Consider the following 22548-nt stretch of genomic DNA (forward strand, 5'->3'; position numbering starts at 1 on the left):
TTTAGCTGGAGTATAAAACTTCACTTGAAAAGTTTCACTTTATATTATCATAACAGGGGGCATTATAATTATGAATAAACAAGTTGAGAAAATTCAAATTTCTGGAATAAGAAGATTTGCAGAGAAGGTTAAAAATGTGGAGGGGGCAATTTCATTAACTCTTGGCCAACCGGATTTCTGTGTGCCATTAAACATATCAGAAGGAATGATTAATGCTATTAAAACAAATAAAACAACATACACATCAAATGCAGGTGTAGATGAGCTTAGAGAAGAGATTTGCCAATATCTAAAGACATTTGATATTGAGTATGATAAGGAAGACGTATGCATAACAGTTGGTGGTAGTGAGGGCTTATATTCAGTATTGTTTGCATTAATGAATAAAGGGGATAAGATTTTAATACCAGGACCAGCTTATCCAGCTTATGAAAATATTTCAATAATGATAGGTGCAGAAGTTATAAATTATGAGTTAAATGATGATTTCACATTAAATATAGATGAAATAAAAGCAAGATTAGATAAAGAAGATATAAAATATTTAATGTTATCTTTCCCGTCAAATCCAACAGGTGCAATTTTATCTAGAGACCAAAGAGATGAACTTGTTGAATTAATAAAAGAAAGAGATATTATAGTTATAACTGATGAAATGTATTCTGCTATAATTTTTGATGAGTATTATTCAGTAGCGCAAGCAAAGGAAATAAAAGATAAAATTATATATGTAAGTGGATTCTCAAAAATATTTTCAATGACAGGACTTAGAATTGGATATGTAGCATGTACAGAGAAATATATGAAGGAAATAATCAAGGTACATCAATATGCAGTATCGTGTGCTCCATCAATAGCTCAATATGGTGCACTTGAAGGATTAAAACATTCACTAGAAGATGTTGAAAATATGAGAAAGACTTTCGAAAGAAGAAAAAATTATTGTATGAATCGATTAAAAGAGCTTAATTTGGAAGTCGCAGAACCTAAGGGGGCATTTTATATTTTTCCTTCAATTAAAAAATTTAATATGGTTTCAGAAGAGTTTTGTGAAAAATTATTAAATGAAGGAAAACTAGCCTGTGTACCAGGTACAGCATTCGGAGAACTCGGCGAAGGATATATGAGAATATCATATTGTTATAGTGATGAAGTTTTAAAAGAAGCGTTTGATAGACTTGGAAACTTCTTAAAATTAAATTTTCCAAATTGCTAATTAATATAGATACCAAAACAGTAAATATACCTATGTGTGGAAATTTAATTATAAATCTAATGGTTAACAATTCATAATTGATAATTAGCATTTAAAATTTCGAATTTAATTTAGCGCGCAGGTATAACTAAAGTTGGATGTATATTAAAACAAATTATATAGAAAATAGGAGGAATTATAATGAGTGAATTTAAAAATGTTACAGCAGTGAAAAAGGCAAATGTTTATTTTGACGGAAAGGTTACTAGTAGAACAGTTATCTTTGAAGATGGTGAAAGAAAAACTTTAGGAATAATGTTACCAGGTGATTATGAATTTGGTACAGGAGATAAAGAAGTTATGGAAATCTTAGGTGGATCAATGGATGTTAAATTACCAGATTCAGATACTTTTGTTACATATAAAGAAGGTCAATCTTTTACAGTTCCAGGAAACTCTAAATTTAGTTTAATAGTAAAAGAAGTAGCAGATTATTGTTGTTCTTATATTAAAGAATAATTTAAACATATAAAAATAACTATCCAGTATGATATTATATTTTGCATATTAGGATAGTTATTTTTATAGATTTCAATATATAAAATATGGATATATATATTAATTATATCCCGTATAATATCTGGAAAATTCTGATTATGTTATAATAAAGTTAAATAAAATGTATATATGTTATAAAATACATTTGCTAATTTTTGCAGATTGATGTTGTTAATACTATATGGATTCAATAAATTTAATGAATAAAGTAGCATATAAATATAACGTACAAGCAAAAGGGGAGAAGGAGAAATTAATAATGAAAGCAAAAGAAATGTGGGAGCAATTTATTAATAAATATCCTGGTAATAAAAAAAGAAACAAAATGGAGTTTTGTCCATTCTGTTTCTTTTTGCTATAAAGTAACTATTATTAAAGTTCTATAACATCATTCATATCATATAAGCCAGCTTTATCTACTGAAGCCATATATTCACATGCTTTTAAGGCACCAACTGCGAAAACTTCTCTTGATATTGCTTTATGAGTTAATTCTATTACTTCACCAGTTCCAGCGAAGATAACTTCGTGATCTCCTATAATAGAACCCCCTCTAACTGCATGTATACCAATTTCATTTTCTTCTCTTTTAGAATTACCTTCTCTTCCGTATACATATTTAGTTGTATCTTTTATAGAATCTTTTATAGCATCAGCAAGCATTATTGCAGTACCACTAGGTGCATCTACTTTTTGGTTATGATGCTTTTCCACTATTTCTATATCATAGTTTCCATAAAGAAGTGGAGTTATTTTCTTTAAAAGAGAGCTTATTAAATTAATACCAAGTGACATGTTACCTGATCTAAATAACTTAAGAGAATTACTTTTCTCATCTATTAAAGCTAAATCCTCCTTAGAAAATCCAGTTGAACATATTACTAATGGTTTGTTAGTTTTTTCCGTTAATTCTAATAGATTGTGTAGAGCATCAGCTCTTGAAAAATCTAATAAAACATCATAATCTATATTTAAATCTTGCACAGTTTCAAATATAGGATATGGTGTATTGCTTGGAAATTTATCAATTCCAGCAATTATTTCTACATCCTTAAATTTAAGAGCACATTCAGTGATCATTTTACCCATTTTACCTGAGCAGCCATTTAATACTATTTTTATCATTTTTTATCACCTTACATCAATTTATTATCTATTAAAGCAGCTTTTAGTATTTCTTCATTGTTATTTTCCATTTCACAAAGAGGAAGTCTTAAAGGACCAACTTCAAGTCCCATAAGATTCATGGCCGTTTTAACGGGAATTGGACTTGTTTCTATAAATAAAGTATTTGCTAAAGATAAAGTATCTAATTGAATATCTAAAGCCTCTTTATAATTATTATCCAAACATTTTTGTGCTATTTCATGAACTTTTTTAGGCATTATATTTGCTAAAACAGAAATAACACCCTTTCCACCAAGGGACATTATAGAAACTACTTGATCATCATTACCAGAATAAATATCAATAGAATTTCTACATAATGCTTTCATTTGAACTATTTGACTAATATTTCCACTAGCTTCTTTTATAGCAACAACATTGCTGAGCTTAGCAAGTTTAACTAAAGTTTTAGGAGTAATATTAACTCCAGTTCTACTAGGAACATTATAAAGTATTATAGGTGTTTTAACTTCATCATTTATAGCTGCAAAATGTTTTATTAAACCATTTTGAGTAGTTTTGTTATAGTACGGAGTAATAACAAGAAGTCCAGAAACACCAACGCTTTCTGCATATTTACTCATTGAAATAGCAGTAACAGTATTGTTTGAACCGGTACCTGCAATTACAGGAATTCTTTTGTTAATTACATCAACTGTAAATTTAATTGTATCTTTTTTTTCTTTTTCGGTCATTGTAGTAGCTTCACCAGTAGTACCACAAACAACAATAGCGTCAGTACCTTCTTTAATATGCCATTCAAGTAGAGTTTTAAGTTTTTCGAAGTTAACTCCACTTTCATTAAAAGGGGTAACTATAGCTACAGCTGAGCCCTGAAATATTGACATTTAAATTCCTCCAACTTAAATTACTAGAAATTATTTATTATCTTTTATCATTATTTCTGCAATTTGAATAGCGTTAAGAGCTGCTCCTTTTCTTATGTTATCTCCAACAACCCACAAGTTTAATCCGTTATCTACGCTAAAGTCTCTTCTGATTCTTCCAACATAAACATCATCCTTACCAGTAACTTCAAGTGCAGTTGGATATTTTAATTCCTTAACATTATCATATACAGTTACACCTTGAGTGTTTCCTAATAATTCAAATATATCTTTTATATCAAATTCAGAATTAAGTTCAACATTTATACTTTCACTATGGCTATTTAATACAGCAACTCTTGCAGTTGTTGCTGTTACTCTTAAGTCTGGTGCGTGAAGTATTTTTCTTGTTTCTTTGATCATTTTTTCTTCTTCTTTAGTGTAACCATCTTCTAAGAAAACATCTATATGAGGCAGTACATTACCAGCTATAGGATAAGGGAATTTCTTAGGTGCAATACCTTTAATTCCATCTTCTAAATCCTTAATACCTTGGACACCTGCTCCAGATACTGCTTGGTAAGTTGAATAAACAATTCTCTTTATTCCATATTTATCATTTAAAGCTTTCATTATAGGCATTGCTTGAATTGTTGAACAATTTGGATTAGCAATTATTCCTTTATGAAGTTTAATGTCTTCTGGATTAACTTCAGGTACTACAAGTGGCACCTCAGGATCCATTCTCCAAGTACTACTATTATCAATTACTACAGCCCCATACTGTGCAAAAACAGGTGCAAATTCTTTACTTGCATCTCCACCAGCTGAAAATAGTGCATAATCTATTTTTTTATCTTTTATATTTTTTTCGCAAGTTTCTTCAACTAAATAATCCTTCCCTTTAAATGGTAAAGTACTACCTTCTGATCTCTTTGATGCGAAAAGATATAAATTTTTTACTGGAAAATTTCTTTCTTCTAAGATTTCTAAAAACTTTCTTCCTACATTTCCAGTAGCCCCAACTATTGCAATATTATACACAATAATCCCTCCTAAATTTAATTATATATAATTTAATATATACAAATACTATAGTTAAATATTAAAAAAATATCAAGTCAATGGAGTAAATAAGTGAAAAAAATCTGTTTATCGATTTGATATATTCCATTTATTAGGCAAATAAGAAGAAAATTATGCATAATTATGCTGATATTTAGAAATAATGAGTATTAATTTAAAAAAAATATAATTTTCATAGAATAGTAATAAAATAGCGGGAAATAATAGTAATAATAAAATTAAACTTGATTAAGATGGAGTTCAATTCCGAGCTTAAGCTTAGTTGAATTGATACAGGAGCGTGCAGCCATTAACGCTAGAATGATTACGGCTGCTAACTATTGGATAAATTGAGGCACATTTAATTTCAGTGCCTAAGATTGGGAGGAATTAAAAATGAGTAATGATTGTGTAAAAAAAACTATAAAGTCAAAAATAAAAGCTAATAAGGAACTTACAGAAGAAGAAAAATTGAGAGAAAAAATTAAGTATGAAATTGCAGAAGAACTTGGATTATCTGATAAGGTTAGAAAAGAAGGCTGGGGTGAATTATCTGCTGAAGAAACTGGACGAATTGGAGGACTTATGGCTAAGCGGAAAAGAAAACAATTATAAAAAATGCTTATAAACGTGACGAGATATATTCAAAAAAGGAAATCAGTATGCTATTTTATTTTGCAACATATTTAGCCCATAAGCTTTATTAATTAGACTTACATGAAAAAAATATATTTCATTGCCTTATATAAAATGAATTTTTTATGTGAAATGTTGTATTCTTCATGAATTTATCTGAAATTGTCGCCTAAGAATAAACATATATCAGAAAATGGTAACCTGGTCTCAAAACAAAATATATAGTACATCTTTGGCCCGTTATTTTATTTCATATGCCTGATTGACTAAGTAAATAATTACGATATAATATATTAGATGAATTAGTACACTAAAATTAAGGGCGTGATAAATTACATGGCATATGGAGAATTTGCAAATATATATGATGAATTAATATATGAAGATATTAATTATGATAAAGTTGCAGAAAAAATAATAGATTTATGTACTGAAAATAATGTAAACTTTGAAGATTATTTAGATTTAGCATGTGGAACAGGTAATGTTGCAATTAAGGTAGCAAAATATTTTAAAAATACATATGCAGTAGATTTATCAGATGATATGTTAAATATTGCTTTTGATAAGTTTAAGAAGAATAAGATTAAAGCAAAAGTAATATGTCAAGATATGTGTGAATTAAGCTTAAACAAGAAGTTTAACCTTATAACATCCGTGCTTGATTCAACAAATTATATAACAGAAGATGAAGATTTATTTAAGTATTTCTCAAAAGTTTATGAACATTTAAAAGAAGATGGATTATTTATCTTTGATATAAATTCCTATTATAAACTTTCTACAGTTCTTGGGAATAATATTTATACATATAGTTCAAATGAAATTTTTTATACATGGGAAAACTCTTTTGAAGAAGAAGTATTGAATATGTTTTTAACCTTTTTTGTAAAACAAGACAACGGACTTTATGAAAAATTTGAAGAAGAGCATTTTGAAAGAGCATATAAAGAAGCCTACATAGAACAAGTTCTAGAAAAATGCGGATTTAAATTTCTAAAAAAGTTTGCAGGATATTCTGAGCAAAAAGTAGATGAAAATAGTGAGAGAATACTCTATGTAGCAAGTAAATAAATAAGCAAGATTGGATTAAATTTATTAAATAATTCAATTTTAAAAGGAAATTGTACAATAAACTGTTAATTGTTAATTGATAACTGTTAACTGAATTAAGTAGGAGATGATATAATAATGGAAGACAAAATAATTATAGCAACAGCTAAAGATGGAATGGTTAGAATAATTGCAGGAATTACAACTAATTTGGTAAATGAAGGTGCAACGATGCACGAATGTACACCAGTAGCATCTGCAGGTTTTGGAAGAATGCTAACTGCGGGAGCATTAATGGGAACAACTTTAAAGGGTGAAAAAGAAGTTATAACTTTAAAGATAAATGGTAATGGAGAAGCAAAAGGAATCACTATAACAGCTCATAGTGATGCTTCAGTTAAAGGATTTATAGGAAATCCCTATATTGATAGACCACTTAATGAAAAAGGGAAATTAGATGTTGGTGGAGCTATAGGAAAAGATGGTATGTTATATGTAATAAAAGATTTAGGTCTTAAAGATCCGTATGTAGGACAAGTTCGAATACAAACAGGAGAAATAGCAGAAGATTTTGCATATTACTTTACAGTATCAGAACAAACACCATCAGCAGTATCACTTGGTGTATTAGTTGATAGAGATCTATCTATAAAAGCTGCCGGAGGATTTATAGTCCAAATGATGCCAGGGGCAGATGAGCTTCTTGCAGATGTTATAACATATAGATTGGAAGAAATTCCACCAATAACTACTTTGATAAGTGAAGGAAAAACAATAGAGGAAATAGTAGAATACATTTTTGATGGAATGGATTTAAAAATATTAGATTCTATTAAACCAGAGTATAAATGTGATTGTTCTAAGGAAAGAGTTGAAAAAGCATTAATATCTATTGGAAAAGAAACTCTTCAAGAAATATATGATGATGAAAAAACAGAAGAAGTAGTATGTAACTTCTGTAATAAGAAATATGAATTCACAAACAAAGAAATAGGAGAATTATTGAATAATAAATAAAATATAGATACTCACAGTTAAAACTACACTTATGAGTATAGTACCCCGAAATGAAGGTCATGAATTTGTTCAGGTTACGTGAAGATTTAACACTTCCACAAAAGCAGGACCTTCATTTCTAATTGGGTATATTTTCATAGCATAGGTGTAATTTTTACCACGAGTATCTTTAGGGTTCATCAGTAAGAGCTTAAAATATTGATGAAACTATAATTGGATATTATCAATAATACATCTTGCACATTTTTGGATTTTTCACTGTGGAACCTTAGACTTTAATTGTATTAATAAGTGAAATTTTATAATATAAGTACATATGTGCAAAAGATAATTAGAGTCATTTTACCAGGCTTAAATCTTTATATTGAAGATTTAAGCCTATTTTATGTTTAAGTATAGTTATTCATATATAATATTATTACAATACTGTTACTATTTTATAAATATAAATACATATTTATAAAATATAGTTATAATAAATTTATATAGCAACAAATTTAAATATTGGAAAGTGTAATTGCCTGATAGTTAGCATACGTAACATTTCTACTTCTTAAATGAGGATATAAGGCACAATCAAAAAAAGTTAAGAATCACTTTATAAGGGGAAATTGATTTTGAAGAAATTTTGGGACATTATAATAGGAATATTGCTAATTTTATATGTAATAGCTATAAATCTAATGAGTGGTGCAAGAATTGCATTTAGTTTTCCGACTGTAATCTTAGGAATTATATTAATATTTTACCATTTTGTTAAGAATAAAATAAAAGAAAGTAAATTTTTATCTAAAGGATTTAAGGTTGTAAAGATATTTTTGTGTATTGGAGTTATTTGTTTCTTTGGAATAGAATTCGCTATAATAAGTTATCCTAAGCATAACAAAAATAAAGCAGATTATATTATTGTCTTAGGGGCAGGACTTACTAATAAAACAACTCCTAGCTTAATACTTCAAAGTAGACTTGATGCAGCAATTAAATGTATGGATGAAAATGATACAGGATATATTGTCTTATCTGGTGGACAAGGTGTAGATGAAGATTTGCCAGAAGCCCATGCCATGAGTAAGTATTTACAGGACAGAGGGGTGAATAAGGACAAAATAATAATTGAGGATGAGTCTAGAAATACTAATGAAAATTTCGAGTATTCTAAAGAAAAAATAGAAGAACATAGTCATAAATCATTAAAGGAAATTAAAGTTAAAATAATAACATCAGATTCACATGCTTTTAGAAGTAGCATTATAGCAAAGAAAAATGGATATGCGCATTTTGATAGTTATTCTAGTTCTACAGTATGGTATTTTATTCCAGTGACATACACTAGGGAGGCTTTTGCAATTGTTAAAAGCGTGCTATTTGATAAGTAGAGAACCAAAGGTGAGAATCGAAAGGTGAATGTCCAAAAAGTGATGCTCCAAATCTTGCATTTGGTCAGCAGAACTTTCTCTGTGAGCACTCAGCGAGTGAATACGAGTCTAGTTTCCTACTGATGAAGTACGAAAAAAATAGATTAGAATTCTGATTTGTTATTTCTTTGAATATGCTCAAGTAGTTATTACAATAAATTAACTTTAGAATTTAAAAAAATAATAGTAAAATAATATTACATATGGGCTAGTTATTTTTTAACCATGCCTTATGAAAGGATAAATTGTTAGAATGAGGATAAATAAACTTTTTAGCAACTATGGAATTTGTTCAAGAAAAGAAACTAATAGATTAATTGAGGAAAAGCGAGTTAAGGTAAATGGTGAGTTTTGCGTTTTAGGACAATGGGTGGAAATAGATAAGGACAAAATCCTTCTAGATGATAAACCAATTTCAATAAAGAAAAAAGTTTATATTGCACTTAATAAGCCTGTTGGAATTACTTGCACAGCAGAAAATAAAGTTAAAGATAATATAATTGATTTTATGAAATACCCTCAGTATATATTTCCAGTTGGTAGATTAGATAAGGAGTCGCAAGGTCTTATAATTATGACTAATGATGGAGATTTAGCAAATGAAATTTTAGAATCAGAACATATTCATGAGAAAGAATATGTTGTTAAAGTTAATAAAACCTTTGATGATGAATTTCTTAAGCAAATGGCTAAAGGAGTAGAAATTTCAGGAAATGAAAGTTCTGGGATTAAAAGAATATCAGATACATTGGGTGTATACAAAACTGAAAATGGTGAAGAAGTTGATTTAAGCAGAGAGAATTTAGAAAATTTAAATACGGTACAATTAAAGGACTTCAAACAAAATAATACTACCTTAAAGAATACAATTAGAACAAGACCTTGTGAAATTAGTAGAATTAATGAAAACACATTTAGAATAATATTAACTCAAGGTCTTAATAAACAAATTCGTAAAATGAGTGGGGCTTTAGGATATAAAGTTCTAAAACTTGAAAGAATTAGAATTATGAACATAAATATTGTTGGCATAGATGTTGGGAAATGGAGAGAACTTAATGAAGAAGAGGTAAGAAATCTAAAGGGAGAGGGTGATATTTTTTGAAAAAACTAAAAAATGAGGTTAAATATTTATTTATTAAGGAAGACTCCAATCTTTATAATTTTGCTTCAAAGAAAACAGGGCTTCCTCATGTTAAAATGGAAAAATGTTTTTAGAAATATATAATATAAATTAAAAAATAGTTCAAAAAAATAATACTTAGTGAAATAAATATAATCTATGGAATAATTTCAAATATTAAAATAGTAGAAGGGGTACGAAATGGATAAAGAATATATAAATGCACAAGACGCAGCGGAGAAATACAATTTGTATGTAAAAGTAGTTACATCAGTAAAAAGCTTTGACTCATACAATAGTTTCTTTAATATTTATGATGAAACAGAAGAACCTTGTAGAAGAATTGTTGTTCTTACTAAAACTGAAGAACTAGAAGAAGTATATGATGAAAATCCTAGTGAAAAAGTAGATGAGTGTAAAATTGTAGATGGAAACATCTGGATCAAGGAGTATTCATTGCTCGTCAGTCCAGATAAAATTGATTTAACAGATTTAATTATTACTAAGAAATTGGTTGAAGAAATAATATGAGAATAAAAAAGAGGCTTACAATATCAAATATTCTTATGCTTGTAATACCAGTAGTAATTATATTTATAATTGCAATAATAATGAGTATACCATTTTCAAAAGCATTTGAAAGCAAATTTGCTAGTGATAGGGAACGTGATCCTAATGCATACTTCATTCAGCAGAGCTTGAGACCAGATTTAAAGAGTTTTAATAATAAAGATGATTTTGCAAAGCTACCAAAGGAGTTACAAGAGTTCCTTGAACCTAAGGGTTATCACTTAATAATTACATATGATGGAGAAATAATTTCATCAAATGTTACAGATGAAGATAGAGAGGCTATTTCAAAAATAGGAGAAGAAATGCTTTTCAAATCTAATTCATTAGTACTTGAGATGAATTCAACTTCTTTAGTCAAAAATAGTTTCATTAAGCAGAATAAGGTTGTAAATATTATTGCAATTAACTCATCTTACCAACCTATAAGATTTGATATGAAACACGAAATGTCAACTTTTGTGGTGAGTTATATATGTATAGTTATTATTATTTCATTAATAGTTGTTACATTAACTAATGGTATATTGTCTACTAAAATTTATAAGAAATTAATAGGTCCTCTTGAACTTTTAAGCTATGGAGCTGAACAGATTAAAAACGGGAACCTTGATTTTGAGATGAATTATGAAAGTGACGATGAGTTTAAACAAGTGTGTGGCGATTTTGATGAAATGAGAATAAGATTAAAAAATTCTGTTGATTCACAAATAAAATATGAGGAAGACAGAAAGCAATTGGTAGTTGGAATATCTCATGATTTAAGAACTCCACTCACAGCAATTAAGGGATATGTAGAGGGATTAATAGATGGGATAGCAAAAACACCTGAAAAACAAAAAAAATATCTAAACACAATTTATACCAAAGCATGTGACATGGATGTACTTGTAGATAGATTATTTTTATTTTCAAAATTGGATACAGGTAGTTTTCCATTTAAATTTGATATGGTAAACATAAAAGAATATATGAGAAGTTTTTACAATCATGTAAAAGATGAGTTTTATGGAAAAGATATTGAAATTTCCTTTGAAAGCGAATGTGATGATTTATGTAAGGTTAAAGTAGATTGTCAGGAAATGAATAGGGTTCTTTTAAATATAGTGGAAAATAGTGTAAAATATAAGGGCGATTATAAAGGTAAAATCAAAATAAGAGTATATGAAAAAGAAAACTTTGTAGTTTTAGAGCTTAGTGACAATGGAAAAGGTGTAGAAGAAGAAGAACTTTCTAATTTATTTGTAAGCTTTTATAGAGGAGATACTTCACGAACAAACCCTAACGAAGGAAGTGGACTTGGACTAGCTATAGCAAAGAATATTGTAGAAGCACATGGTGGAAAAATTTCAGCCCATAACATTGAGGGGCTTACAATTAAGATAACGCTTCCTAAAATTTCTGATGTAAATTCCAATAGTAAGTATTAAAACAAAGACTAAATATATTTATTCTTGATTAAAAATCATGTTAGATTAGGCAGTTGAAAGAAAATAACAAGTCAAAGATACAAAATAGATTATCATTTGCTTTGTTAATTTTTTTTATATGTCCTACATAAGGAGGAGATTACTTGAAAAGCATATTGATTATAGAAGATGATGAAAGTATTGCTGAATTAGAACAAGACTATCTTGAAGTTACGGGTTTTCAAACTCAAATTGCGAGTACTGGAACTGAAGGATTACAACTTGCATTAAATAAAAAATTTGATTTAATATTATTAGATGTGATGCTACCAGGCAAAGACGGATTTAAGGTGTGTGAAGAAATAAGAGCTGAAAAGGAAATACCAATTTTAATGGTTACTGCTAAAAAAGAAGATATTTATAAGATACAAGGTCTTGGAATAGGAGCAGATGATTATATTGTAAAGCCATTTAGTCCTAGTGAACTTGTAGCAAGAGTAAATGCACATATTTCTCGCTATGAACGTCTTACAAACATAGATAAAGAAAATAATATTGAGCGAAGCTCAATAACTATTGGAAGAATTAAAATTTTACAGAAAGCAAGACGAGTTTATATTGGAGAAGAAGAGGTTAAGTTTGCCAATAAAGAATTTGAATTGTTGATGTTTTTAGCATCGAATCCCAATATTGTATTTTCAAAGGACAAGCTATTAGATAGAATTTGGGGAGAAGAATCATTAGGTGATAGTTCGACTGTTACTGTTCATATTAATAGAATAAGAGAAAAAATTGAGTTAGATAGCAGCAACCCTAAATATATAGAAACAGTATGGGGAGCTGGATATAGATTTAATATATAGATACCCAAGGTGAAAACTAAGGTTAAGTGTATAAACTACTAAAATGAAGGTGATGAATTTGTTCGGGTTACTGAGGATTTAACTGTGAATTTCTATCAGTAGAAGTTACCTCCATTTATGAATGCTCCCAATATATTCATTGGGACAATCATAAATGGAACAACTTCTACTGAAGAAATATCTACAGCTAAATCCTCAGTTAGGTATCTAGCTAACTAAACTTTTACATTTACTTCAGGTATAGATTTATAGATACATCTTTTTAGATATATTTCGATAATTAAATGGATATCAGTAAAAATGTATATAAAGGAATATTATAATTTATAAGGAGAAAAATTAACACAAATTTAACATGAGTTTATATTTTGTTTATATTTGTTTTATAGGAAGGTTAGAATTACCTAATATACTAAGAATAGCAATTAATATATATTTTAAAAATAGAAATATATTGTAGAAAGACAAATTGAGGAGGAGACGAAATTGAAAAAAGTATTTATAAGTTTTTTAATTATGGCTTTAATGTTAACAAATATATCTTTGCTAAACATATCTAGTGTACAAGCAGCTACAACTGATAATACTGTAACTACAAATGATAACACTATCAAAGTATCCTTAGACAATATAAGAGATATTATGATTGAAAACAACTTGGACATTAAAATTCAACACAATGCACTAGAAATAGCAAAAGAAGAGTATCATGATGCGTTAGATGCCTATGATAAGGACAGTGAGCCTGATAAATCTAACTATTATGATGAGTTAGGTGTTTTTGATGAGGAGGCTTATGATATAGCAGTAAAAGCTTATAACACAACGAAAACTACTTATGAAACAAAGTTTAATACTTATAAATCAGCGAAAACTACTTATGACCAAAAAGTTGAAACTAAAGTTTATGCAGCACAAGATGCTTACATAGCGTATTTAACTAATGTGTCTGATGCAAAATTACAAGAGGATACTGTAAAGTCTAATGAAAAGGAAAATAAAGTATATAAACTTCAATATGAAAATGGATTTATATCTAAAAATAAATATACTTCTTTATTACAAGACAATACAACTCCAGTAAATAAATTAAAAGAACTAAAAGATACAGAAGATCTTGCTAGAACAAAACTATGTAATACATTAGGAATTAGCCCAGAAGAAAATGTAACATTTAATACTGATATTACTGAAGATTTTCAAGTTATTTTAAAAATTAATTATGATGATGATTTAGGAAAAATGCTTGAGAATAATATTGAGATAGAAGATCAAAATGATGTAATTGATGATTATGACAATGAAGATCTTTATGATGACAAGGTTGAACAAGAAAACAATAAATTAAAGTTATTAATGAATGATACAGAAACAAGCTTTAAAGAACAATATAATACACTTATGAATTCATATAATTCTATAAAAAGTAGTTATGATAGTTTAAACCAAGAAAATAATACTTATAGCATTACGCAAACAAAGTATGATTATGGATTTGTATCTCAAAAAGAAGTAAATGATGCAAAGCTTACATTAGATACCAATGAATCTGCATTACAAACAAAAAAGAATGAGCTTTATGTAAATTATTTACGTTATCTACAAATGAAAGAAGGGTATTAGATTGAAATTAGCAGTTAATAAAGAATCTATAAAGAAAATATTCTCAAATAAAAAGGTCATAAGTGTAATATGTATATTACTTGTTATAGCTTTAGGGTTTACACTTTACAAAGTTAAGTTTGCTAAAAAAGCGACAACACAAAGTAATGTTAAGTATACTACCCTTAAGAAAGAAAATATTTCAACTAATATTAGTTCTTCAGGAGCTATAAAAAGTGGAGACTCTACAAATGTGTATTCAAACTTTGATTATAAGGTGGCAAGTATTAATGTAGCGGTTGGAGATGTAGTAAAAAAAGGAGATGTATTAGCAATAATAGATACTACCGATTTGGAAGATGATATTGCTCAATCAACACTAAGTGTTACTGCAAGCGAAGAAAAAAATAAAATATCGTTAGAAAATTCAAAGCTAAAATATGACAATCTACAATATTTATATGATAATAATTTAAATACAGATATAATAAATGCAGAAAAAGCTCTTGATGCGGCGAAGCTTAATCTTGAACAAGAGACTAAAACTTATGAATATGATAAAGTAATGCTTCAAAATGGAGAAATGTCACAAAATGATGTAAACAAACAACAAATAACTTATGAAGCTGCAAAAAGCACTTATGATAAAGCAACTGTTGCATTAGAAGCTACAAAAGTTAATGCTGAGCAAAGTCTAGCTACGGCAAAAAATGATTATAAAACTGCCCAAACAGCTGCGGCAGATACAAGTTCTAGACTTGCATTAGAAAAAAAACAAGCAAAATTATTAAATCGTGAAGTAGTAGCGCCAGTTGATGGAACTGTAACTAATGTAAATGCAGTGGTTGGTATAGAAAGTAGTGGAGCACTATTTGTAATTCAAGATTTAGATAATTTAATAGTAAATGCAAGTGTTGATGAAACAGATGTCGCAAATGTAAAAGTTGGACAAAGAGTAGAAATAACAACAGATGCATCAGGGGGCGATATTATTGCAGCAGAAGTACTAACTGTTCAACCAGTTTCTAGTACTGCTAGTGCAAATACTAGTAGTACTAGTACTAGTAACGGTAGTACAAGTACCAGTACTAGTAGTACAAGTAATTCAACAAGTAGTGATGTATCATTTACTGTTAAAGTACAATTAACAGGAAAAAATGACAAGGTAAAAGTGGGTATGAATTCTGTAGTAAATATTATTACAAATGAAAAGGATGACGTATATTCAGTACCATATGGTGCTGTGATTAATAATAATGGACAAACTGAAGTTTATGCTGCAGTAAAACAAGGTGAACAATATATTGTTAAAGAAATTCCTGTAACTAAAGGTATAGAATCAGCTACTAATGCAGAAATTGAAGGTGCAGATATTTCAGATGGAATGATTATACTTAGTGATCCATCAACTTATTCAGTTGGAAGTACTGTAACAATAAGTAATGAAACAACAAGTAGGAAACAAACTAAGTAGGGAGGTGAGTTTATTGAGTAAAAATATAATAGACATGAAAAATATTAAAAAAAGCTTTTATATAGGAACTCCAAATCAGTTAAACATTTTAAAGGGTATTGATATTACTGTAAAAGAAGGAGAGTTTGTATCAATTATTGGCACATCAGGTTCTGGTAAAAGTACTTTGATGAATATTATAGGGGCACTTGATAGAGCAACATCTGGAGAATATGTATTAGATAATACAAATATTAATGATATATCAGATGATGGTTTATCAGAAGTAAGAAATAAGCAAATAGGATTTGTATTTCAAACCTATAATTTAATACCAAGAAGCACAGCTTTATCAAATGTTGAATTACCAATGCTTTACTATGGTATGAATAAAAAAGATAGAAGACAACGTGCAGAAGAACTTATGGAGCTTGTTGGGATGAAAGACAGAATGTCGCATCAACCTAATGAACTATCTGGAGGACAAAAACAAAGAGTTGCAATAGCTCGTGCTCTTGTAAATAATCCTAGTATAATACTTGCAGATGAACCAACAGGAGCTCTTGATTCTGCAACTGGACGAATGGTTATGGATTTATTTCATAAAATTCATGAAGAAGAAGGAAAAACTATAGTGCTTATAACTCATAACCATGAACTTGCAGAAGAAACACAAAGAATTATAACTTTAAGAGATGGAGATATAACATCGGTAACAGAAAATGAAAAATACTATAGAAGATACCGAGATGAGGAAAAAATATGTTTATAAAAGAAAATATAATGCTTGCAATAGCAGGCCTTAAATCTAATAAAATGCGTTCATTACTTACGATGCTTGGAATAATAATAGGTATAGCATCTGTAATTGGTGTTGTTTCGGTGGGAAATGCAATGACAGCTTCTGTAACAAGTTCAATGTCTTCAATGGGTGCTACAAATATTACAGTTAACGTTCAAGAAAAAAGCACAGCAAATAAAGCAATTGCATTAGCTAAAAAGCTTGCAAATGATGCAAGTTCAGCTGCTTCCGTACAAAAAAGTGATAGCAAAGAAACTACGGGAGGTGTTGCTCCGAAAGGTGCTACAACAGGAGGCGGTGGAATACGCTTACCAGGTAGTGGTGGTGGACCACCAGGTGGCAGAATGGGTGGTAGTACAAGTAGCGTGACAAGTGATCCAGATCTTATGACTATGGAACAGATAAACGCGTTACAAGAAAATTTTAGTGAGAATATAAGTGCTATAAGTATATCTGAAAGCGGGGGTTCAGGTAAAGTTAAAAATGAAACAACATATTCTAATGTGAGTACAGTAGGCACAAATGTTGGATATCAAGATGTTAAAAGTATTGTAATGAAAGAAGGAAGATATCTTGTCCAAAATGATATTGATGGAGCTAAAAATGTTGCAGTAGTTTCAGATAAATTAGTAACAAAAATATTTGGTGATAATGTTGATCCTTTAAATAAAGAGATTAAAGTTTATACATCAAGTGCTATCTATACATATACTGTAGTAGGAGTATATACGTATAAATCTCAGGGTGGAAATAGAACAACGTCAGATGAAAATTTATCTACAGATATATATATTCCTATAACTGTGGAAAAGAAATCAGCAACTACTAAAAATTATCAAACATTTACAATAAAATCTAAGGATAGTGTAGATGTTACAACATTTACAACTGAGTTAACAACTTATTTAGCTGATCTTTATGCAAAAAACATCAAGTTTGAAGCTTCCGCAAGTAACATGGAGAGTATGCTTGAATCAATGACAACAATGATGAGTACAGTTAAACTAGCTATATCTGGAATAGCAGGAATATCACTTTTAGTTGGTGGAATTGGAGTAATGAATATAATGCTTGTATCTGTTACTGAAAGAACAAGAGAAATAGGAACAAGAAAAGCACTTGGAGCTAAGGGGAGCCATATAAAGATGCAGTTTATAGTTGAATCAATTATAATATGTTCAATAGGTGGTCTTATGGGAATAGGGCTTGGTTTAGGACTTGGTACAATTGGTGCAAAAGCTATGGGGTTTGTAAACACAATATCACCAGCGGTAATCATAATAAGTTTCTCATTCTCTATGTTTATTGGTGTTTTCTTTGGGTATTATCCAGCGAAGAAAGCAGCAGAACTTGATCCTATTGAGGCACTTAGATATGAGTAAACATTAAAAGGATAAGTTTAAAAAATTAATTGTAAATTAAGTATAATAATTCAAACTAAGGGTGATAGTCCAAATATAAGATTTGAACTATCACTTTTTTTACATTCTATTTTTTATTAGATTACATAAAGGTTTCATATATTCCTAAAATTATTAGGATGACGCCAGAAAGTAAATTTGAATATTTGCTAAACCATTTTGAAATAAAAATATTAGAATTAAAATGTGCCAAATAAACACAAATTATAGTAATAATAAAATTAAAAATTACACTAAAACTAATGCTAACGCCTGTAATACTAGCTGCGAAAAAAGTGCATGAATTATTTAGTATAATAGCAATAGAAAGATTTAAACATTCTCTTATATCTATATGATTTGATTTATCAGAATCTATATGATTAGGATTTTCTAAAAATTTTTTATATTTTAATGAGTTTTCAAAATAATGAGAAGTATCATAGCCAGTACGTTTTTTTTCTAGTCTTATATATTCACCTATGAAATAAACTCCGATAAAACTTAAAAGAACAGCACCAAATATGTTTCCTTGTTGAGGCATTAATAAAGGTAGAATTAATTTGCCTATATACATAGAAAGAAATATACCAATAGAAGTCATTATTGCAAGTAAAATAGTGCTAGATTTAGTTAAATGTATTTTTTTAATTCCATAAGATAAAGAAACAGCTAATGTATCTAAATTTGAAGAAACAGATATTAAAAGTGACGATAAAAAAATCATATGGAACTCCTAAAAAATTACTATAATATAATATATTCATATATTCTAAAAAGGATTATAATTTGATAAATTTATAAAATATATGAGATAATATTGTAAACTTATTTAAAAATAGCCTGAAATGTTTACATATTATCAGCTATATGATAGAATAAATACAATGTTAAAAAAGTTTAAAGAGGTGATGATAGGTGGGGTTAATAAGAAAGTAGATAGGAAAATAATATTTATTATTAAGCTTCGAGGTGTGGTTGAGGGACTGTATCTGAAAATTAAAAAAAACACATAGAAGCGGAAATTATAATAAATATATATTTTGGGGGGCTAATTAAATGTTAAATTATAAAAAATATAAAAAATTTGAAACAATAAAACTAAAGGACAGAACATGGCCAGATAATGAAATAACTAAATCACCAATTTGGTGTAGCGTTGACTTGAGAGATGGAAATCAAGCTCTTATAAATCCAATGACGGTAGATGAAAAAGTAGAATTTTTTAATTTACTTGTTAAACTTGGATTTAAGGAAATTGAAATAGGATTTCCTTCAGCATCACAAATTGAATATGATTTTTTAAGACGATTAGTAGATGGAAATCATATTCCAGATGATGTTAAGGTTCAAGTATTAACTCAAGCTAGACCACACTTAATTAAAAGAACTTTTGAAGCATTAAAAGGTGTAAAACAAGCAATTGTTCATATATATAATTCAACTTCTGTACTTCAAAGAGATGTTGTATTTAATATGAGTAAAGAAGAAATTAAAGAAATTGCAGTTGAAGGAACTAAATTAGTTAAAGAATATGCAAAGGACTTTAATGGAGATGTATTTTTAGAATATTCTCCAGAAAGCTTTACAGGAACAGAAGTTGAATATGCACTAGAAATTTGTGATGCGGTTTTAGATACATGGGGAGCTAGCTTGGACAATAAGGTTATAGTTAATCTTCCATCTACAGTACAAATGGATACCCCAAATGTTTATGCTGATCAAATTGAATGGATGTGTAGAAACTTTAAAGATAGAGAAAGAGTTATTGTAAGTGTACATCCTCATAATGATAGAGGAACAGGAGTTGCTGATGGTGAGCTTGCTCTTTTAGCAGGTGCAGATAGAGTTGAAGGTACTTTATTTGGCAATGGAGAAAGAACTGGAAATGTTGATATATTGAATATTGCATATAACATGTTCTCTCATGGTGTTGATCCTAAGTTAAATATTGATAATATAAATGAAATAGTTGAAGTATATGAAAGATGTGTTAAAATACCAGTACATGTAAGACATCCATATGCAGGGAACCTTGTATTTACAGCATTCTCAGGTTCACATCAAGATGCTATAAATAAAGGAATGAAAAAATATCAAGAAAGACATGATAATATATGGCAAGTGCCATATTTACCTATAGATCCAGGCGATTTAGGCAGGGAATATGAAGCTTTAGTTAGAATTAACAGCCAATCTGGCAAAGGTGGAGTTGCTTTTGTTATGGATCATTGTTATGGATTTAAAATTCCAAAAACTATGCAAAAAGAATTTGCAGATGTAATTCAAAAACTTTCTGAGGAAAAAGGGGAAGTTTCTCCATCAGAAGTTATGCAATCATTTGAAAAGGAATATCTAGATTTAGAAACACCAATTAAATTAGTTAAATGCACAATTTCTGATATTTCAGAGGAGAATAACGATGAAGATACTAAAGTAGATGTAACAATAATTCATAATGGACAATCAAAGGAAATTGAAGGTATCGGAAATGGTCCTATAGATGCATTTAAAAACTCACTAGCGAAAAGTAGCTTAATTAATGTTAGAATTATTGATTACACAGAACATGCTTTAAGTACAGGTTCTGAAGCAAAAGCTGCTGCTTATGTATATATGGAAAGAAATGATACAGAAAAGAAGACCTTTGGTGTTGGCGTTGATAGCAATATTACAAGGGCATCAATTAAATCAATGATTAGTGCTATTAATCGTCTATATGCTAAATAAAGGAGCATGGAGAAAGTAAAGAATCCTTAGAAAAAGATTATTTACAGGTTATCTTAAGACAAAGGAAGCTTATAGAAAAGAAGAAGATATATTTTATAATTGAAGCAGAGTCAGTTATCTATGCTTTTTTGCATAATGGGATATAAAGAGTTTTAGGATTATGAAAGGTGAACCGTATTATAAGTAATGTAATCTTTTGGGTATAGTAGTTTGACTCAATCCTCGACAGAGATGTCGAGGATTTTTAATTTCATAGAGAGTAAGATTTAGACTTATTAAAGTTGACGTCACCATAAGTTTATTTTGATTGAGAATAAAAAACTTGATTTAGTTGTATAATACTGTTATAGAAAGCAAAGTTTTCTAATGATAAAGAAAGGGTAGAATATTTGTTTAATATTTATAGGGAATATAACAAATATAATAATGAAAAATCATAAAATTGAAGATGTGTAAGGAAGATCTAGAAAAGAGAATGGGTTGTTTAAATTTTATTCTAAAGTTTCACTTATATAGTTTTACTATGACGTAGCATAATGAAAATTACATTTAAAATAAGAAGCTTATAATATAATGAACATAAAAAAATAAAACCACAGTTGACAATGATAATAGTGTATGATACAACTAAATTATATTATTAACAAATAATTATTATCGATTAATAAAGATAACAATAATTATAAAATGGGGTGAGTATTTATGGATTTTATGGTAAATATAAAGAATAATACTAATGCATTGCATTTAGCATCTGAAAAAAGTGGGTTTATTAAGAGATTGATTGAAGGTAAAGCAAGTAAAGAAGGCTATATTGAATATATCTTTAATTTACATGCTATGTATAAAGCTATAGAGGATTCTCTCGATAAACATTTAAATCATGAAGGTATTAAAAATTTTGCTACGAAAGAATTGTATAGATCTGAATTAATAAAAAAGGACTTAGAAATCCTGGCTGGAGATAAACTATCAGAAATGAAATTGTTGCCTTCTACAGAAGCATGTGTAGCGAGAATACATGAAGTAAATAAAGAACATCCAGAGTTAATTGTAACTTATGCTTATGTTAGATTTATTGCGGATTTATTTGGCGGAAGAATATTCCCAGAAATACTAACTAAAAGTTATGATATTCCTAAGGATGCACTAAACTATTATTTACAGCCTAACATTGGAAGTATCAGAGATTATGTAATGGAATATCATAAAAATTTCGAGAAATTAAATTTATCTGAATATATGAAAAGCTTATTTGCTATAGAAATAAGCAATGTTTATATTTATAATATAGCTATTTCAAATGAATTGGATGCAAAACTATATCCTGCTAAGTAAAACATACTGAAGTATTGCGGAAATAAAGGATAATAACTGGCAAATTTAATAGGTAGTTTAATGCAAAGCTCTTGATTTAAAAGGTACCCTATAGAGTAGACAATTAAAAAAAGTCTACTCTATAGTTTTAGTGTTGCATAAAGCAACAATTTTCAATAAATAAATATTTAATGATACGGACAACCTTCAATTATAAGATTGGAGGTTGTTTTTTACTTATGAATAAATTTGTAAATAGAAGTGTATTTAGAAATATTTTTGAGGATTTGTTACTAAAAGCTGAGAAAGAAATAAAGTCTTCAATAAGATACTGCAAAGAAAATTT

20 protein-coding genes are annotated in these 22548 nt (G+C 28.6%); 16 read left to right on the top strand and 4 right to left on the bottom strand.

Features of this window, described 5'->3' with window-relative positions; all coding sequences use genetic code 11:
• The first annotated feature begins 70 nt into the window (after positions 1–70).
• Together DIC82_12880 and DIC82_12885 are read left to right on the top strand one after the other, a co-directional pair.
• Positions 71–1216 (top strand): aspartate aminotransferase, encoded by a 1146-nt coding sequence (locus tag DIC82_12880; protein AWK51856.1) that lies wholly within the window; start codon positions 71–73, stop codon positions 1214–1216.
• Between the two features lie 180 nt (positions 1217–1396).
• Positions 1397–1714 carry a hypothetical protein gene (locus DIC82_12885; GenBank protein ID AWK51857.1) on the top strand — a complete coding sequence of 106 codons (318 nt, stop codon included), beginning with the start codon at positions 1397–1399 and terminating at the stop codon, positions 1712–1714.
• 411 nt (positions 1715–2125) lie between these two features.
• On the opposite strand, the gene DIC82_12890 is transcribed toward DIC82_12885, so the two are convergent.
• From DIC82_12890 to DIC82_12900, 3 genes are read right to left on the bottom strand one after another with little or no spacing between them, the layout of a single operon-like run.
• Positions 2126–2878 carry a 4-hydroxy-tetrahydrodipicolinate reductase gene (locus DIC82_12890; GenBank protein ID AWK51858.1) on the bottom strand — a complete coding sequence of 251 codons (753 nt, stop codon included), beginning with the start codon at positions 2876–2878 and terminating at the stop codon, positions 2126–2128.
• 11 nt (positions 2879–2889) lie between these two features.
• Complete coding sequence (locus DIC82_12895; protein ID AWK51859.1) at positions 2890–3768, bottom strand: 4-hydroxy-tetrahydrodipicolinate synthase; 879 nt, start codon at positions 3766–3768, stop codon at positions 2890–2892.
• A gap of 30 nt (positions 3769–3798) precedes the next feature.
• A complete protein-coding gene (locus DIC82_12900; protein AWK51860.1) occupies positions 3799–4791 on the bottom strand; it encodes an aspartate-semialdehyde dehydrogenase in 993 nt (330 codons plus the stop codon).
• A 417-nt stretch (positions 4792–5208) separates the two neighbouring features.
• Between DIC82_12900 and DIC82_12905 the strand changes: the two genes are divergently transcribed.
• The 12 genes from DIC82_12905 to DIC82_12960 all read left to right on the top strand — a co-directional run bounded on the left by DIC82_12905 (position 5209) and on the right by DIC82_12960 (position 18137).
• A complete protein-coding gene (locus tag DIC82_12905; GenBank protein ID AWK51861.1) occupies positions 5209–5427 on the top strand; it encodes a spore protein in 219 nt (72 codons plus the stop codon).
• A 357-nt stretch (positions 5428–5784) separates the two neighbouring features.
• Positions 5785–6522 (top strand): class I SAM-dependent methyltransferase, encoded by a 738-nt coding sequence (locus tag DIC82_12910; GenBank protein AWK51862.1) that lies wholly within the window; start codon positions 5785–5787, stop codon positions 6520–6522.
• A gap of 117 nt (positions 6523–6639) precedes the next feature.
• Positions 6640–7518: an Hsp33 family molecular chaperone HslO gene (locus tag DIC82_12915; protein ID AWK51863.1), complete on the top strand. Its 879-nt coding sequence runs from the start codon at positions 6640–6642 to the stop codon at positions 7516–7518.
• 617 nt (positions 7519–8135) lie between these two features.
• Positions 8136–8894: a YdcF family protein gene (locus DIC82_12920; protein ID AWK51864.1), complete on the top strand. Its 759-nt coding sequence runs from the start codon at positions 8136–8138 to the stop codon at positions 8892–8894.
• Positions 8895–9186: 292 nt separating this feature from the next.
• Complete coding sequence (locus tag DIC82_12925) at positions 9187–10038, top strand: 23S rRNA pseudouridine synthase F (protein ID AWK51865.1); 852 nt, start codon at positions 9187–9189, stop codon at positions 10036–10038.
• 219 nt (positions 10039–10257) lie between these two features.
• The gene (locus tag DIC82_12930; GenBank protein ID AWK51866.1) at positions 10258–10587 is read left to right on the top strand and encodes a hypothetical protein; all 330 of its coding nucleotides are present in this window, start codon (positions 10258–10260) and stop codon (positions 10585–10587) included.
• Entirely contained in the window at positions 10584–12056 is a 1473-nt protein-coding gene (locus DIC82_12935; protein ID AWK51867.1) for a two-component sensor histidine kinase, read from the top strand. The genes DIC82_12930 and DIC82_12935 overlap by 4 nt, the downstream gene beginning before the upstream one ends.
• A 143-nt stretch (positions 12057–12199) precedes the next feature.
• Positions 12200–12898 carry a DNA-binding response regulator gene (locus tag DIC82_12940; GenBank protein ID AWK51868.1) on the top strand — a complete coding sequence of 233 codons (699 nt, stop codon included), beginning with the start codon at positions 12200–12202 and terminating at the stop codon, positions 12896–12898.
• A 486-nt stretch (positions 12899–13384) separates the two neighbouring features.
• On the top strand, positions 13385–14521 hold the full coding sequence (locus tag DIC82_12945; GenBank protein AWK51869.1) for a hypothetical protein: 1137 nt from the start codon (positions 13385–13387) through the stop codon (positions 14519–14521).
• The gene (locus tag DIC82_12950) at positions 14517–15974 is read left to right on the top strand and encodes a secretion protein HlyD (protein AWK51870.1); all 1458 of its coding nucleotides are present in this window, start codon (positions 14517–14519) and stop codon (positions 15972–15974) included. Before DIC82_12945 ends, DIC82_12950 begins: the two co-directional genes overlap by 5 nt.
• Before the next feature lie 13 nt (positions 15975–15987).
• Positions 15988–16725 carry a peptide ABC transporter ATP-binding protein gene (locus DIC82_12955; protein ID AWK51871.1) on the top strand — a complete coding sequence of 246 codons (738 nt, stop codon included), beginning with the start codon at positions 15988–15990 and terminating at the stop codon, positions 16723–16725.
• Positions 16716–18137, top strand: coding sequence for an ABC transporter permease (locus tag DIC82_12960; GenBank protein ID AWK51872.1), 1422 nt, complete (start codon positions 16716–16718; stop codon positions 18135–18137). The genes DIC82_12955 and DIC82_12960 overlap by 10 nt, the downstream gene beginning before the upstream one ends.
• A 121-nt stretch (positions 18138–18258) precedes the next feature.
• Here the strand turns inward: DIC82_12960 and DIC82_12965 are convergent, their stop codons facing one another.
• Positions 18259–18882: a hypothetical protein gene (locus DIC82_12965; GenBank protein AWK51873.1), complete on the bottom strand. Its 624-nt coding sequence runs from the start codon at positions 18880–18882 to the stop codon at positions 18259–18261.
• Between the two features lie 332 nt (positions 18883–19214).
• On the opposite strand from DIC82_12965, the gene leuA reads away from it, so the two are divergent.
• Together leuA and DIC82_12975 are read left to right on the top strand one after the other, a co-directional pair.
• Positions 19215–20885 (top strand): 2-isopropylmalate synthase, encoded by a 1671-nt coding sequence (gene leuA / locus DIC82_12970; GenBank protein AWK51874.1) that lies wholly within the window; start codon positions 19215–19217, stop codon positions 20883–20885.
• A 702-nt stretch (positions 20886–21587) separates the two neighbouring features.
• Entirely contained in the window at positions 21588–22223 is a 636-nt protein-coding gene (locus tag DIC82_12975) for a biliverdin-producing heme oxygenase (protein ID AWK51875.1), read from the top strand.
• Positions 22224–22548 lie beyond the last annotated feature (325 nt).

The organism is Clostridium beijerinckii (assembly GCA_003129525.1).
GTDB classification, from domain to species: Bacteria; Bacillota; Clostridia; order Clostridiales; family Clostridiaceae; genus Clostridium; species Clostridium beijerinckii_D.